We start from the raw sequence: 15,919 nt of genomic DNA, 5'->3' as shown, positions 1-15,919 counted from the left end.
GGCTTAGGCATGATGGATGTACCCGTGCTTGAGCTGCAGCAATTATCACATGTATATGTGAATGAAAAAGGAGCCTCCCTCGCGGTCGAACAAATTGAGCTGACGGTTAACCGCGGGGAGTTTATCAGCTTGGTTGGTCCTAGCGGCTGCGGCAAGACGACGGTGCTTAGTCTGTTAGCCGGCTTGTTTCCACCGACTAAGGGGCAAGTACTGCTAAATGGTGAGCGGGTTGTGGGACCTTCGCCCAAGGTAGGCTACATGCTGCAGCAAGATTATTTATTTCCATGGCGTTCTATCAAAGAAAATGCCGCAATTGGACTTGAAATAAGCGGACGCAAATCAGAAAAGGCGCTTCAAGCGGTAGATGAGCTGTTAGTTGAACTTGGACTACCGGAATCCGGGCGTAAATATCCTCATGAGCTATCMGGCGGAATGAGGCAGCGAGTCGCACTTGCAAGAACTTTAGCTACAGAGCCGGAAGTGCTTCTGCTCGATGAGCCTTTCTCAGCACTTGATTTGCATATCAAACTCCAACTCGAGGACTTGGTTCATCAGACATTAAAGAGACTTGGCAAAACAGCCGTTCTCGTCACACATGATCTGGCAGAAGCAGCTGCAATGAGTGACCGTGTTATCGTGCTAGGCAGAAACCCAGGACATATTCGATGTGAAGTGGAAATACCGGAAGAGATTCGTCAAGCAACCCCGATGGCGGCTCGCAAGCTCCCAGACTTTCAACAATTGTTTGATCGCTTATGGGAGGAGCTTGATGAGGACGACATGGAAGGGGGTGGAAATGGTGGATGAACGAAACGGGCGGGATATATTGAATAACGACAAAACAGGTAAAGCTGCTGTATCGGGTATTCAAGAGGATCGCCTGACTTGGATGGGCGAGCTGCACACTCGGTTCAAGGAACACAAACGGCGTATTACAGCTGCGGTCATCACAACACAGTTTGTGCTGCTGCTCCTGTTTATCGGTCTATGGGAAGCAGCTGGGCGCAAAAATTGGATTGATCCCTTGCTGTTCAGCTATCCCTCCAAGATGTTTCTACAGCTATGGAAGACGATGGTGGACGGCTCAATATGGCCCCATGTTGGCATGACCGTGACAGAAACCGTCGTAGGTTTCTTGCTTGGTACGATTTTAGGCACTGCGATTGCCGCTTTGTTATGGTGGTTCCCATTTCTATCTCGTGTATTCGATCCTTATTTGGTCGTCCTCAATAGTATGCCCAAAGTGGCGCTTGGTCCTATTTTTATCGTCGGACTTGGACCAGGCTTTATGTCGATCGTTGCCATTACGCTATCGATCACTGTCATTATAACGATTTTGAACATTTATAATCGATTTCGTGAGATTGACACCGGTTATATTAAGGTCGTAAGGCTGTTTGGTGCTTCTAGACTGCAATTATTTAAGCTAGTCATTTTGCCGGGTTCTTTTCCTGTCATTATTTCAACGTTGAAAGTTAATGTCGGGCTAGCGTGGATCGGCGTCATCGTGGGTGAGTTTCTCGTCGCAAAGCTAGGTTTAGGTTATTTAATTATATATGGCTTCCAAGTCTTCAATTTCACACTAGTGCTATCAAGCTTGATTGTGATTGCTGTAGTCGCTACGGTTATGTATCAATTAGTTGCAATGCTGGAGAGAAAGTTGACTGAGGGTTGGCGCGAGCGGTAGGATGTAGAAATAAATCCTACTTAACGTGAGGTTAATTCATGGGCATTCGTATTATCAAAACGGCGTTAGCCGCCATTGCAGCCATTTATACCGCAGTCTATCTCGGATTGGAGCCGCCGCTTGGCGCCGGGATTCTTGCCATACTTGGTGTTGAAGTGACGAGGATGAAGGGGATTAAGAGCGCATTTGTGCGATTTATCGCTTCTGTGCTCGGACTTTTTTTTGCTTCGCTTATCTTTACTGTATTTGGTTTTCACATTTGGGCAGTTGCTATATTCATTCTCATTACTTTTCCAATATTGTCGCGCTTCCAATTGAAGGATGGCATCGTTACAAGTTCGGTTATCGTATTCCACCTTTTCAATCGGGCTGAGGTGACAACCGACATTATTGGAAACGAAATTATGCTCTTATTTGCAGGTTTGGGATGGGCAACCATCGTGAACATCATTTATATGCCTAAGGATGAGCATCAACTTAGCTTCTTTCGTTCTTCAATTGAGCAAAACTTTGCCGTCATCTTTCAAGAAATGTCGCTGACGCTGCGAGATCCATCGCATATATGGAATGGCGGCGAAATTTTGGAAGCCTATAACGCGATTGAGGAAGGAGCCCAGCGCTCCGTTCGCAATCGCGAAAATCGGCTTTGGGGCCAAGAGCAATATTGGTCCACTTATTTTGAAATGAGACGTCAGCAGCTCGAATCCATCCAGCAAATGATGGTTAAGCTTGCTTTCGTATATGAAAAGTTTCCTCAAGCGATTATGATCGCAGATTTGTTTGATCAGCTGTCTAGCGATGTGAAATCAGATGTTTATAAAGGCAGCGTTGGAGAGCGGCTGCTAGAGCTGTCTCGATTATTTCAAGCGATGGAGCTGCCAAAAACAAGAGATGAGTTCGAGGTTCGCGCTTCGCTGCTCATGCTTTTAAGGGAACTTGAACGGTATTTAGGTATCGCGAAGCGATTAAAAAAAAGAAAAGTCATGACGTCCGAACTTCGACCATAGAATGTAAAGGGAAAAATTCGTTGCGAGGCAAGCGTAAATAGCTGTGGCGACATTCGTAGACATAGCTATTGTACCGCCTAGAAATTCAAATGTGATTATGGCGTAATAAGTAATTGCATGAATTTCTGGCGTATGCGGCTGTGGCGGCATTCGTAGACATAGCTATCGTATCACGTTGAAATACGAGTGGCTTATAGGTTTTAAACTATAGCCGCTTGAATTTCTAGCGTAAACGGCTGTGGCGACATTGGCAAACCTAACTATCGTTTTGCGCATATATGCGAGCGTGATTGTAGAGATAAAAGCTATAATCGCATGCATATCAATCGCAAGCAGTTCTGCAAGCCATTTCGGCACAGCATACGTTTAGCTGAGAAATATAAGCATCGTTATAAGTGTGGCACTTATGTATTCTTATATTTCAAGCGTAACGGCTATTTCCGACGTCAGGCGGCTCTAGCATCCGTTCCGCAGTGATCTATATGGATCGCTATAAGTATAAAACTTATATAATCTTATATTTCGAGAAAATAAACAGTCACCCTAGACGAATGTCCTGCATACACTTTAAATGAATGATTGTATGGAGGAGGTTAAATCAATGACTATTGCAGATAAACAGCTACAATACAGAGAAATAATTACGAAAGCTGTCTGCGGCAAAGGTCGTAAGTTTTCCACTGTAACCCATACCGTAACGCCGCCTCATAATCCAACCAGTATTCTGGGAGCATGGATCATCAACCATCAGTATGAAGCGGTTCGTTCGGGCGACGGCATTGAGGTAATTGGTACTTACGATATCAACATTTGGTATTCGTACAGCAAAAACTCGCAAACAGACGTAGCTAAGGAATCCGTGCATTACGTCGAGCATGTCAATCTATCCTATGTAGACCCGAAACATCGGCCTTCTACAGTGGAAGTGTCAGCCGAGGTAGTTCAGGAGCCAAACTGTATCGAAGCGAATATTTCTTCGAACGGTTCAGGCGTCGTGATTCGTGTAGAGCGTGAGTTTTCGGTAGAGCTAGTTGCCGAGACTAAGGTTTGTGTAGCGGTTCTTCCAGGCGGTTGCGACGACCTGGACGGCAAGGATTTGGAATTCAGCCTCGGCGATAATGATTATGAGGATTTGGATCCTGATCTGCTGGACGATGAGTTGTAAGCAAGCCGGGAAGCTTTGCTGTCAAGGTATCATATGCTGCGCGAGCGGCAAATTCGAGGGCGAAAGCCCTCTTTTTTTTTGAAATTATAAAAAAAGCGAAAATTGATGTATACATCCCTTGTTTAAAGGCGGGAAAGCAATGGCTTCGACGTGGATATGGCGGGGCAGCTACGATCGGCTGGAGAAAATTACATACGATGCCAACGAGCAGCATACCTCAGGCGAGCGCAATGGGCAGCCGCTGCATGCCGAGCACTGGTCAGCAGTGAGAGCAGGGGATGCTGTGCTCGCATGGTCAGACGCCCGCACAATCGATAGCAGCCGTTTCACAGGGATGTGGATTCTTAATGTCAACGGTCACATTGCCACAAATCTGCTTGATTCGGAGAAACAGCGCATTTGGCGCCGAGCTGGCTTGTGCGGCGGTCCTGCGATTCAGAGCGAACGATTGTACCGTATCAGCGTCGTCCATTTAGAGCCCGTCGAAATGCTGCGAATTGATGCATCGGGGAAAGTGATGCCGTATAAGTCTTTGCTGTCAATCAGCGGCGGTTGGCCTGATGATCCAGCGCTGCGAAGAGTGGCGCGTACCGCTGTAGCGGCACTTTATGCACTTGGCCTCGATATTGGCGAGGCCGAGGTGTGGCTTGGCGGGGACGGGCGCACAGCCGTCCGTGATGCTTGGCCGAAGCTGAGGGACAAGAGGCTTGAGGCCGCTTCGTTTAGGCGATTCGCCGCGTGGCATGCCGCGGCGAGAGCGGAGACTGTGGATCGGCAGCTGCTTATTGGCGCCGATCCGGAGTTTGTGCTTGTGACGCCAGCAGGGAAGATCGCGTCGGCGTCACGGTTTTTTGGAGCTGGCGTCGGCGGGGCAGCCGGTGCCGACGCCTTGCTCGTAGGGCGACGGCTGTTGTATCCCGTCGCCGAGCTGCGGCCCGAGCCGGCCGATAGCCCGGCCGCGCTTGCCGCGAATGTGCGGCGGCTGCTGCTGCGCGCCGCCGATCGCATCAGCGACCCGGCGCTGCGCTGGGCCGCTGGAGCTATGCCCGTGCCGGGGCTTGCGCTCGGCGGGCACATTCATCTTAGCGGAGCGCCGCTGACGAGTCGCTTGCTCCGCTTGCTGGACAGCTACGCGGCATTCCCGCTCGCGCTTGTCGAGGACCCCGCAGGGCGCGCCCGCCGTCCAAGGTATGGAACCCTTGGAGACTTCCGTCTGCAGCCGCATGGCGGGTTCGAATACCGCACGCTGCCGAGCTGGCTTGTATCGCCTGCGGCAGCCAAAGCCTCCTTCGCGCTCGCGCTTATATGCGCCCGCGAAGAACAAAATCTATCCTACATGCCGTCCCTGCAGGAGCGTTATGTAGCAGCATATTATTCCGGCGACCGCGCAGAACTAGCGAACTGCTTGGATGGCCTCGTTTCAACAATCTCGGCCACAGCAAGCTACTCTGAGCTCGCCCCATACATCGAGCCATTGTTTGATGCCGCAAGAAAAGGCAAGACATGGGATGAAAGCACAGATATACGTGTCAAATGGAGACTGCCATTAAGAAGATAGGCGTTGCGAAATGGCATCTGTAAGTCGCTATTGCTTGAGTTATTGCTTCTGAGTGTGTTAATTAACTCGTCGGCACACGCTGCACTTGTCTTTTATTATGTTTTATTTACTGTTGCAGCAATAAGAGGTGCAAAAGGGGAGTTGAGCTCCATATTGAACAGAGTATGGAGCGGATGTGTCGGCTTTCGATAACATTGATTTTTACCTAACGGACATACGATCCGCTATTTTGGAGAATCGGGCGCAAATTTGAATCTTACGGACATACATTCCGCTATTTGAGCAAAAGGGAGCTATAAACTAGCTCGAGGAGCCAAATAAGGGATTCTATGTCCGTTCGTAATGTGTAAACAGCCAAAATGAGCATAATAGCGTATCTGATGTCCGTTAGTTCATCGCAAAAGTCACCACACACATCCTAACGGACATAGGATCTGTTATTTCCAAGAATTGTGCACTTATTTGAATCTAACAGACACATTCCGCTATTTGCACAAAATGGAGCTGTAAACTAGCTCCCAGAGCTAAATAAGAGCTTCTATGTCCGTTAGTGTTGTGTATAAAATCAAAATGAGCATAATAGCGTATCTAGTATCCGTTAAACCTACTCCTTTCTCCCATTTCACAAGTTACCTCATCTCCACACAGTCACAAATTTTTAGCATTTCGCTCCGAAGCCAGCTAACATAAGCAATGCTACTGGTAACCATCAGCAAACACAGCTCCCATGAAGCCTCTCATTTAACTAGCTCCCAGCAGTTAACCCCACAAACCCCACAAACCCCACAAACCCCGTCCCCCCCCCTCCAAACCCCCTCCCACAAAACAAACAAAACCACCCACAACCCGTTTCACTTATGGCGCACATCTGTTCCGCTTGTTATAATGAATATCTACTGTTTACTGCATGGGCGCAAAAGGATTATATTATCGCACGCATGTAATTAACGATATTAATTATTTGAACATATACGGAGCAGCATGCTGCCTACGTTTTTGAGGAGGATCGGAATGGCTGGATATACTCCAATGATTTTGCAATACCTAGCTATAAAAGAAGAGGCAAAAGATGCTTTTTTATTTTTTCGATTAGGCGATTTTTATGAAATGTTTTTTGATGATGCAATAGCCGCTTCGCGCGAGCTGGAAATTACGCTGACAGGCCGAGAGGGCGGCGGCGAGCAAAAAATACCGATGTGCGGTGTACCCTATCATTCCGCTGAAAATTATATTAGCAGACTAGTGGACAAAGGCTACAAGGTAGCTATTTGCGAGCAGGTCGAAGATCCGGCAGCGGCAAAAGGTGTTGTCCGCCGCGAAATTGTTCGAATTATTACACCCGGTACCGTTATGGAATCGAAGGCGCTTGACGGAAATACGAACAACTTTATTGCTGCGATCGTTCGCTCCCAAGGCTTGTTCGGGCTTTCGGCTTGTGATTTATCGACAGGTGAGCTTTATGTAACCTCATTCCAAGAACATGTCGAAGCGCTGATTGATGAAATAAATGTTTATCAGCCATCGGAGCTGGTCGGGGACAAGGAATTGCTTGATCGTGTTCAGTCTGCAGCCGTGTGGAATAAGCAGCTGCTGCTAACGGCCCGCGAGCCAATGAATGCGGAGAAGCTTACTGAGCAGTTCGGAGAGAAGGAGCTTGCCAAAATATCTGGAGCACGGCTGCTGGCGGTAAGTGTACTTACGGGTTATTTGGACGAAACACAAAAACGCTCACTTGGACATGTACGTTCGATAACGAGCTATGAACCAAATCAATATATGATTTTGGATCACTATACACGTAGAAATTTGGAGCTAACCGAGACGGTTCGCGATCGCAACAAGAAGGGCTCGCTTTTATGGCTGCTTGATCGTACACAAACGTCAATGGGAGCGCGGCTTCTGCGCCGCTGGATCGACAAACCGTTATTAAATAGCGCTGCCGTTGAAGCTCGATTGGATGCAGTGGAGACCTTATATCTTAATTTAATTTTGAGAGATGACATACGCTCAGAGCTTCAGCCTATTTACGATCTTGAACGGCTTGTCGGCAGAGTAGCTTTTGGCAGCGCAAACGGGCGCGACTTAAATGCACTTCGCAGTTCGCTTCGCCGCATTCCGCAATTGACTGCTTTGTGTGAACAGTCTGGCTCAGAGGTCCTCAAAGCACTTGTGGATGGGACGGACAATTGCTCCGATTTAGCTGATCTGATTGAAACCGTGTTAGTCGACGATCCTCCAGTTACCATTAGAGAGGGCGGACTAATCCGAGCTGGCTATGATGACTATTTGGATCAGCTGCGCGAGGCAAGCACGAACGGCAAAAAATGGCTGGCTGAGCTCGAACGTCAAGAGCGCGAGGCAACAGGCATTAAAAATTTAAAAATCGGCTATAACCGCATTTTTGGCTATTACTTAGAAGTTTCTAAAGCAAATTTATCAAGCTTGCCTGAAGGCAGATATGAGCGCAAGCAAACATTGGCAAATGCCGAGCGATTTGTAACTCCTGAGCTCAAAGAGAAAGAGCGGCTGATTCTCGAAGCAGAGGATAAAATGGTCGATTTGGAGCATGAGCGTTTCGTCGAGCTTCGTGATCATTTATCTCAACATCTTCATCGGCTGCAGAAGGCCGCTGCCATTATCGCTGAGCTTGATGTTTACCAATCGCTGGCAACGGTCAGCGCTGAACGTCGATTTTCACGTCCGCGCGTGACTGAAAATTATGATCTGCACATAGAGGATGGAAAACATCCAGTCGTAGAGGCGATGATGGATGGTACGCCATTTATTTCTAATGGTACTGCGCTCCATAAGGACGAGCAGTGGATGCTCCTGATCACAGGGCCTAATATGGCTGGTAAAAGCACATACATGCGCCAAGTCGCACTCATTTGCATCATGGCTCAGATGGGCTGTTTTGTTCCTGCTAAGTCAGCGGTTATTCCGTTAATTGATCGCATTTTTACACGAATCGGTGCGGCTGACGATCTTATCGGCGGACAAAGCACCTTCATGGTTGAGATGAAGGATATCCAGCTAATGACGGATAAAGCAACGGCGAACAGCCTTGTTATCATTGATGAGCTGGGCAGAGGCACCTCAACGGGTGAAGGAATGGCAATCGCACAAGCGGTTATTGAGTACGTCCACCATCATATTGGATGCAAAGCACTGGTATCCACGCATTTCCATGAGCTGGCGCATCTCGAGGAATCTTTGCCATCTTTGACAAACGCACGTATGGCGGTTGAGGAAAGCGGCGATAATGTAACGTTTCTGCGAAAGCTGATTCCAGGTGCCGCAAGCACTAGTTACGGAATTTACTGTGCACAGCTTGCTGGATTGCCGCAATCGATCATTGGACGAGCGTATGAGCTGCTAGATGAGACAATAGCGCACGAAGCTCCAAAAGCAACAGCTGGCATTGAAAGTGCTGTTTCTAGCAATCGTTTCACTTACCCAGTACCGGAGGACTCTTCAGTGTTTTCCAATACTAGCACTCATAATGAGCGAGTTAAGGAAACTAGTGCAATGGTACAGCTATCGATTTTTGATGAGCCAGCAGCTGCTGTGGAAGCAGAGCCCGTGCGGAAGAAAGCGAATCCGAAAGCGGAGCAGCTGGCGGATCAATTGCGCAAGCTCGATTTGTTTAATTTGACGCCAATGCAAGCTATGCAGTGGCTTAACGATATGAAATCGAAATTAAATGACTAGTTTCGTGAAAGGGGGAACAGCAACGTCATGGCAAAAATTAATATATTGGACGAGCAGCTAGCCAACCAAATAGCCGCAGGAGAAGTGGTAGAGCGGCCTGCTTCAGTCGTCAAAGAGCTTGTTGAGAATGCGGTAGACGCTGGCAGTACAACGGTCGATATTATGATTGAAGAGGGCGGCTTATCGCTTATAAAGGTCATCGACAACGGCTACGGCATAGAGGCAGCCGATATCGTAACCGCATTTCAGCGGCATGCGACGAGCAAAATCTCTACAGCAAGCGACTTGTTCCGTATTGCGAGCCTAGGCTTTCGCGGAGAAGCGCTGCCGAGTATTGCAGCTGTTTCGAGGCTGCAGTGCACCTCTTCGGAAACGTCGACAGGACTTGCTCGCCGGATTGTGATAGAGGGCGGCAAGGTTACCATTGATGAACCAGCAAATGCGCCGCAGGGCACGGAAATGACCGTGCGGGATTTATTTTACAATACACCTGCGCGCCTTAAATATATGAAGGCAATTCAGACGGAGCTTGGACATATTTCTGACTATATTAACCGAATTGCGCTTGCTCATCCGGGCATTGCATTTATGTTCAAACATAACGGGAATGTACTGCTTCGTACGCTCGGAACTGGCGATCGACTTCAGGTCATTGCAGCCGTTTATGGCTCAAATACGGCGAAGGTGATGCTCAAGATCGAAGCAGAAACTTCAGATTACGAGCTGAGCGGCTATATCTCGAAGCCGGAGCTCACACGTGCGAATCGAAATGGGATTACTGCAATCGTTAATGGACGTTACATTCGCAGTCATACGATTAATCAGTCTTTGCTGCAGGCTTATCATACGCTGCTGCCGATCAATCGTTTTCCGCTTGCGATATTAGAAATAGGAATGCATCCAAGCTTGCTCGACGTAAACGTTCATCCATCCAAAATGGAGGTCAGGTTCAGTAAAGAACCGGAGCTTCGTACGATGATAGAGGATGCGATTAAAGCGGTGTTAGGTCGCCAGCGGCATATACCGGGCCCTGAAACAAGCAATAAGCTGGAGCGTTCAAAGCCATTGTTCGTTCAAGATGCGATTTCTTTCCATCGCCCTGAGCCCATGGCGGAATCGTTTAAGCCTTACCAACCAACAGCGACAAATAAGACTTCATCGACGCCTTATAAGCCGCCGGTTATTGATCGGGAATATGTTCCTAGGAATGCGGCAGAGAAGCTTTATGCTCCTCCTCCAACGTTTCCTATTGACAACTTTACTGTCCGTGAAGCTCCCACGCATATGGAGCAAGCGTCTAAAGATTCGGATTCTAATCTAAAATCACTTGAAACAGCCTTAGACACTGATTCGTTACAGAACGCTGCTCAAGAAGCCGCTGTGACCCTTGAATTCGCTGAGGCTCGAGCTTACCAGGCGGATGTGCCGCAAGAGAACCTTTTTGATGAGGTGCAGGCGCCAGTAGTTCAAGCCATGATCGCCGAGCTGCCATCAGAAGAAGAAACAGTAGAGGATCAACCATCCTTTCCTGAGCTTCACTGGATTGGACAGCACCATGGCACCTACATCGTAGCGCAATCGGAGGATGGTCTTTATTTAATCGATCAGCATGCTGCGCATGAACGGATCAATTATGAATATTTCTTTCAAAAATTCGGAAATCCTGAGGCAGCTAGCCAACAATTGCTTGTTCCGTTGACGCTTGAATTTACAGCAGGAGAAGCGATGCAATTAAAGGACCTTATTCCTATGTTCGCGCAAGCAGGCGTGGAGCTGGAGTCCTTCGGTCCTCAAACGTTTCTCGTTCGTTCCTACCCGGAATGGATGCCTCAAGGCGAGGAGCAATCCTTGCTTGAGGAAATGGCAGAGCTGCTCATCTCCGAGCGAAAAACGATTGATATCGGCAAGCTTAGGGAAAAGGCGGCCATTATGTGCGCATGCAAAGCCTCCATTAAAGCAAATGATCGTATGAACCGTGAGGAGGGCGAGACACTCTTGACAAGACTTGCAAACTGCAAACAGCCCTATACTTGTCCGCATGGCCGCCCAATCATTGTGCATCTATCGACCTATCAGCTTGAAAAAATGTTCAAGCGGGTGATGTCTTGATTGTTACAACGACGGCGAAGCCTTCAGAACGGGCTTTGGAGCAAGCAAGCCGGCTTTCTGAAGAGCTAGCCGCTTCGCTCAAAGCACGCGGAAACTTAACGGTTAACAAACTATTATCGTTAAGCAATGACAGTCAGCTAATCGTCGTAACCGAGGAAGAGGTTCGTTATTATGACGGACAATCAGAGACGCCGCTTTATTTTCACCCCAGCATGGCATATGTGCGGGTAAAACGGCTGCGGCGCGGTGAAACAGATCCTCTTATCCAGCTTTCGGGATGTTTGGAAGGGGATCAAATCATTGATTGCACAGCAGGTCTTGCTTCGGATTCTCTAGTGTTTTCTTATGCCTCTGGACCTAAAGGAGCTGTTACCGCGATTGAGAGCGAGCCTATCTTATGCGCTATCGTTCGAGAGGGTCTAGCAGGTTATGAAACAAGCCTTCCTGATGTGAATGAGGCAATGAGACGTATTGACATGAAGTGCATGAATCATTTGGAATACTTAAAAGCATTGCCTGACAATAGTGTAGATATCGTTTATTTTGACCCTATGTTCCGGAAACCGATTAACGAATCCAGCTCGATGGAGCCGCTTCGCGGCATTGCAAATATGGACGCATTGTCGGATGAAGTGATTGAGCAAGCAAAACGTGTTGCAAGGAAAAGCGTAGTTCTAAAGGAGCATCAAGCTAGCGGTGAATTTGCAAGACTCGGATTTGAACGCAAGCATGTGAATACTTCGAAAATTGCATATGGAGTGATAAAGCTTTGAGTGAAGAAATAAACAATACGCAGTTAGATCAAGAAGGGCTTCCGATTCGAAAGCAGCCATTGCTAGTCCTCATTGGTCCTACAGCTGTAGGCAAGACACGAATGAGCTTAGATATTGCAAAAGCCTGGAATGCGGAGATCATCTCGGGCGATTCCATGCAGGTTTATCGCGGCATGGATATTGGTACTGCCAAAATCGGACTTGAAGAGCGTGAAGGCATTCCTCATCACCTTATCGACATTTGTGAGCCGGATGAAGCGTATTCCGCTGCTGATTTTCAAGCTGGAGCAACGAAAGCGATCGCGGAAATATCGGAGCGAGGAAAGCTGCCGTTTATCGTTGGAGGTACTGGCTTATATGTGGAGTCCGTTTGTTATCAGTTTCAGTTTGCAGAAATTGGTTCAGATGCTGCATTCCGGCAAGAGCAAGAGCGTTATGCGGCTGAATTTGGCGCAGAAGCGTTGCATGCGCGCTTAGCTGCTATCGACCCTCCAGCAGGGCAGAGATTGCACCCAAATGACATGCGCCGCGTCATCCGTGCGCTGGAAGTTTATCACATGACTGGACAAACCTTTTCCGATCAGCAAGCCGGCCAAACTAAGGTGTCTCCATACGAGCTTTGCCTCATCGGTTTGACTATGGACCGTGCGGAGTTGTATCGTAGAATAGAGCTGCGGATAGATGAGATGATGAAGCTAGGTTTAGTAGATGAGGTGAGGCGACTACTTGAGAGAGATTTGCCGCCTGCAGCGGTTGCTATGCAGGGTCTTGGCTACAAAGAGATTGCACAATATTTACAGGGAGAATGCTCATTGGAAGCAGCGGTAGAGCTACTGAAAAGAGATACGAGAAGGTTTGCAAAACGCCAGCTTTCCTGGTTCCGTCATATGAAAGACATTCATTGGATTGATATGGGGGAAAATTTTCACAACAATTTGCAATCTGTTCATGATATAATAGCAGGAAAGTTTCAAGTTAATCTTGAATATACTTCTAATCAATCTTTTTAAGACGGGGGTAACGTCCAATGAACAAATCGATCAATATTCAAGATACGTTCCTGAATCAGCTTCGCAAAGACAACATACCGGTTACGGTTTTTTTAATGAATGGCTTCCAAATTCGGGGCGTTATTAAAGCGTTCGATAATTTTACGATTATCATCGACAGCGAAGGTCGTCAACAAATGGTATACAAACATGCTATTTCGACGTTTACCCCGCAGCGGAATGTTTCTCTTATGCAGCAGGATCATAACAGTTCCGATTCATAGGCTTAATCAGTTAGTGAAACTTTCTTATAACGTGTCTCGTTTAACTAGATAGCGGCAGGCAAGAGCAACCCCGCTCCAAGCTGGGTTGCTCTTTTCATTTTGTGGTAAAACTAGATTAGACAGACAATTGAACAACAGGAGGGGAGTCGGCTATGGCTGAACGACCAAGCAAAACAACTGCACCTAAAACTTCTAAACAAAAGAAGAAAAAGAAGATATCAGGAAAGAAATGGTTTTATGGATTATTTTTCACCGCTGTAATCGCCATCGTATGCGGCTTGATCGGATACTTGCTTATCGTGCTGAACGGTGAACGAGTTCTGACTGAAAATGCGAACAAACTGACTATGGGTGAAGCATCCATCATTTATGATGTGAATGGCAATGAAATTTCACGATTGTCCGATCCAAATGAAAATCGTGAGATTGCTGAATTTTCGGAAATTCCAAAGCAACTGCTTGATGCTATTGTAGCAACAGAGGACCAACGTTTCTATGAGCATTCAGGAATCGATTTTTTTGCTATCGGACGTGCTGTTGTGAAGGACGTTATCGCACGCAGCGCGGTTGAGGGAGCAAGTACAATTACCCAACAGCTTGCCAAAAACGTATTTCTAACTGCGGATAAGACGTTTTTCCGTAAAGCAACGGAAGCCTCTATTGCGGTAGCGCTTGAGCACAAAATGTCCAAGGAACAAATATTAACGATGTATTTGAATCGAATATTTTTTGGCAAGAGAGTACATGGCGTTAAGGAAGCAGCCAAGTATTATTTCGACACTGATCTTGATAAGCTGGAGCTTTGGCAGATTGCTACTATTGCCGCTATGCCGAAAGCGCCGAACCGCTACAATCCAATAAATCATCCTGAGGATTCGATGAACAGGAGAGCAGTCGTGCTTAAGCTTATGTACGATCAAGGCTTGATTACGGCAGCAGAGATGGCAGAGGCAAAAGCGGTCGTGTATGAAATTCCTAAAAATCATGAAGAAAGAAATACCGAAAAGTATCCAGCATTTATTGATTATGTGGTTGAAGAAGCGATGGAGAAGACTGGGAAATCCGAGGAAGAGCTTCGGATCGGCGGTTTCCGGATTTATACGTCGCTAAACCCGCAAGCACAGGATACGATGGATACACAGTTTAACGATGATGACAACTTTGAGAAGAGCAAGGATGACCAACAAGTGCAAGGCGCAATGATCATTATTGATCACCGCGATGGCACGATTCAAGCCTTAACAGGCGGCAGAGATTACGTGAAAAAGGGACTTAACCGGGTAGAGGTTCCTCGCCAGCCAGGTTCAGCTTTCAAACCGATTATCTCTTACGGTCCTGCCCTTGAAACGGGCAAGTATTATCCATGGACTGTACTTGCAAATGACAAGAAATGTTACGGCAGCTATTGCCCAACGGATAGATGGGGAGCAACTGCAGTTACGATGCAGCAGGCGATTAAGGATTCTCGAAATCTTGCCTCCGTTTGGATGCTGAATCAAGTAGGCTTGAAGCAAGGGTTTGCTTTTTCAAGCAAGCTTGGCATCGAGCTTGAGAAAGATGATCGTAATTTAACAGCTGCACTGGGGGGCTTGTCCAAAGGTGCAACGCCTATGCAGATGGCAACAGCTTATAGCGTATTTGCAAACGGAGGAAAGTCCGTTGATCCTCATGCGATTTCGAAGATTGAAGGCAAAAATAATTATAAGTATGAATATAAAGCTCCACCTTCCAAGCAGCTCATGTCTGAAAGCACTGCCTATTATTTGACCGAGATGATGCAGACGGTCGTACAAAAGGGCGGTACAGGTACAAGAGCAGCAATTGATCGTCCATTGGCAGGGAAAACGGGTACTACTCAGCATGGTATTCCAGGCTACAAAGGCTCGGGTATCCGGGATGCTTGGTTTGTTGGCTACACGCCGGAGTGGACAGCAGCCGTATGGATGGGATACGATAAGACAAATGTGGAACATATCCTTAAGACGGGCAGCAGTCAAGCGGCTTCCATGTTCTCCAAGGTTATGAAACCTGCAATGAAGGATGTAGCGAAGTCAAGCTTTAAGAAACCGCAAGGCATTAAAGAAAATAAACCGCCGGCAACGATAACAAATTTTAAAGCAGTATTTATTCCAGAAGAAATGAAGGTTCAATTGTCGTGGGATCCGTATCAGGATGGAAAGGTCACTTATCAGGTTTACCGCAAGGAAGCTTCAGAAAGTGACTTCATCCGCTTTGTAGACTCGCTCACTTCCACAGGGGTAGATGATATGAGTGCATTCCCGGGAATGACCTATGAATATTATGTTGTGGCTTATGATGCTGAGCAGGATTTGGAAAGTGCCCCATCTCAAAAAGTTAAAATCAGCATTCCGGAAACAGAAGTGAATCCGGATGTGCCAATGGAGCCGAATCCAGATGAGCCGGACGGAGGAGAGCCTACACCTCCAGTAGAAGGCGGTGATGGAGAACCGACGCTGCCTCCAACTGATGGTACAGATCCAGGAACAACTGAACCGCCAGGATCAGGAAACGGAACGGGTGAACCAACACCAACGCCAACTCCAAACACTGGCACAAATACGAACAACAGCAACAATGCTCTAGGAAATACTGAAACCGGCGGCAATACGTAAGAA

Annotated in this window: 11 protein-coding genes; all 11 read left to right on the top strand. The window is 47.4% G+C overall.

Translation table 11 applies throughout. The annotated features are described in order from the left end of the window. Nucleotides 1-9: 9 nt before the first annotated feature. Entirely contained in the window at nt 10-807 is a 798-nt protein-coding gene (locus AC1DPK_RS24260; RefSeq protein WP_076265790.1) for an ABC transporter ATP-binding protein, read from the top strand. An 82-nt stretch (nt 808-889) separates the two neighbouring features. Beyond that, nucleotides 890-1,687 (top strand): ABC transporter permease, encoded by a 798-nt coding sequence (locus tag AC1DPK_RS24255; RefSeq protein ID WP_076266111.1) that lies wholly within the window; start codon nt 890-892, stop codon nt 1,685-1,687. Nucleotides 1,688-1,725: 38 nt separating this feature from the next. After that, the gene (locus AC1DPK_RS24250) at nt 1,726-2,694 is read left to right on the top strand and encodes an aromatic acid exporter family protein (RefSeq protein ID WP_076265791.1); all 969 of its coding nucleotides are present in this window, start codon (nt 1,726-1,728) and stop codon (nt 2,692-2,694) included. 601 nt (nt 2,695-3,295) lie between these two features. Then, nucleotides 3,296-3,859, top strand: a complete 564-nt coding sequence (locus AC1DPK_RS24245; protein ID WP_076265792.1) for an outer spore coat protein CotE — start codon at nt 3,296-3,298, stop codon at nt 3,857-3,859. Nucleotides 3,860-3,977: 118 nt separating this feature from the next. Next, nucleotides 3,978-5,417 (top strand): putative amidoligase domain-containing protein, encoded by a 1,440-nt coding sequence (locus AC1DPK_RS24240; RefSeq protein WP_477511882.1) that lies wholly within the window; start codon nt 3,978-3,980, stop codon nt 5,415-5,417. Between the two features lie 1,011 nt (nt 5,418-6,428). Further along, a complete protein-coding gene (gene mutS / locus AC1DPK_RS24235; RefSeq protein WP_477511881.1) occupies nt 6,429-9,128 on the top strand; it encodes a DNA mismatch repair protein MutS in 2,700 nt (899 codons plus the stop codon). A gap of 27 nt (nt 9,129-9,155) precedes the next feature. Next, nucleotides 9,156-11,237, top strand: a complete 2,082-nt coding sequence (mutL, locus tag AC1DPK_RS24230; RefSeq protein WP_477511880.1) for a DNA mismatch repair endonuclease MutL — start codon at nt 9,156-9,158, stop codon at nt 11,235-11,237. After that, nucleotides 11,234-12,010, top strand: coding sequence for a class I SAM-dependent methyltransferase (locus AC1DPK_RS24225; RefSeq protein ID WP_441882510.1), 777 nt, complete (start codon nt 11,234-11,236; stop codon nt 12,008-12,010). Before mutL ends, AC1DPK_RS24225 begins: the two co-directional genes overlap by 4 nt. Further along, complete coding sequence (gene miaA / locus AC1DPK_RS24220; RefSeq protein WP_477511879.1) at nt 12,007-13,020, top strand: tRNA (adenosine(37)-N6)-dimethylallyltransferase MiaA; 1,014 nt, start codon at nt 12,007-12,009, stop codon at nt 13,018-13,020. Before AC1DPK_RS24225 ends, miaA begins: the two co-directional genes overlap by 4 nt. A gap of 17 nt (nt 13,021-13,037) precedes the next feature. Continuing rightward, entirely contained in the window at nt 13,038-13,283 is a 246-nt protein-coding gene (hfq, locus tag AC1DPK_RS24215) for an RNA chaperone Hfq (protein ID WP_076265797.1), read from the top strand. A 152-nt stretch (nt 13,284-13,435) separates the two neighbouring features. Continuing rightward, entirely contained in the window at nt 13,436-15,916 is a 2,481-nt protein-coding gene (locus tag AC1DPK_RS24210) for a transglycosylase domain-containing protein (RefSeq protein ID WP_477511878.1), read from the top strand. The last annotated feature ends 3 nt before the right edge of the window (nt 15,917-15,919 follow it).

Source organism: Paenibacillus sp. 01T424 (assembly GCF_056398745.1).
The sequence above is the reverse complement of the archived record's forward strand: the minus strand, read 5'-3'. Positions and strand labels throughout refer to the sequence as shown.

Coding starts and splice junctions, on each gene's coding strand:
- AC1DPK_RS24255 (WP_076266111.1), top strand. CDS start 890: ATGGGCGAGCTGCACACTCGGTTCAAGGAACACAAACGGCGTATTACA.
- AC1DPK_RS24250 (WP_076265791.1), top strand. CDS start 1,726: ATGGGCATTCGTATTATCAAAACGGCGTTAGCCGCCATTGCAGCCATT.
- AC1DPK_RS24245 (WP_076265792.1), top strand. CDS start 3,296: ATGACTATTGCAGATAAACAGCTACAATACAGAGAAATAATTACGAAA.
- mutS (WP_477511881.1), top strand. CDS start 6,429: ATGGCTGGATATACTCCAATGATTTTGCAATACCTAGCTATAAAAGAA.
- mutL (WP_477511880.1), top strand. CDS start 9,156: ATGGCAAAAATTAATATATTGGACGAGCAGCTAGCCAACCAAATAGCC.
- hfq (WP_076265797.1), top strand. CDS start 13,038: ATGAACAAATCGATCAATATTCAAGATACGTTCCTGAATCAGCTTCGC.
- AC1DPK_RS24210 (WP_477511878.1), top strand. CDS start 13,436: ATGGCTGAACGACCAAGCAAAACAACTGCACCTAAAACTTCTAAACAA.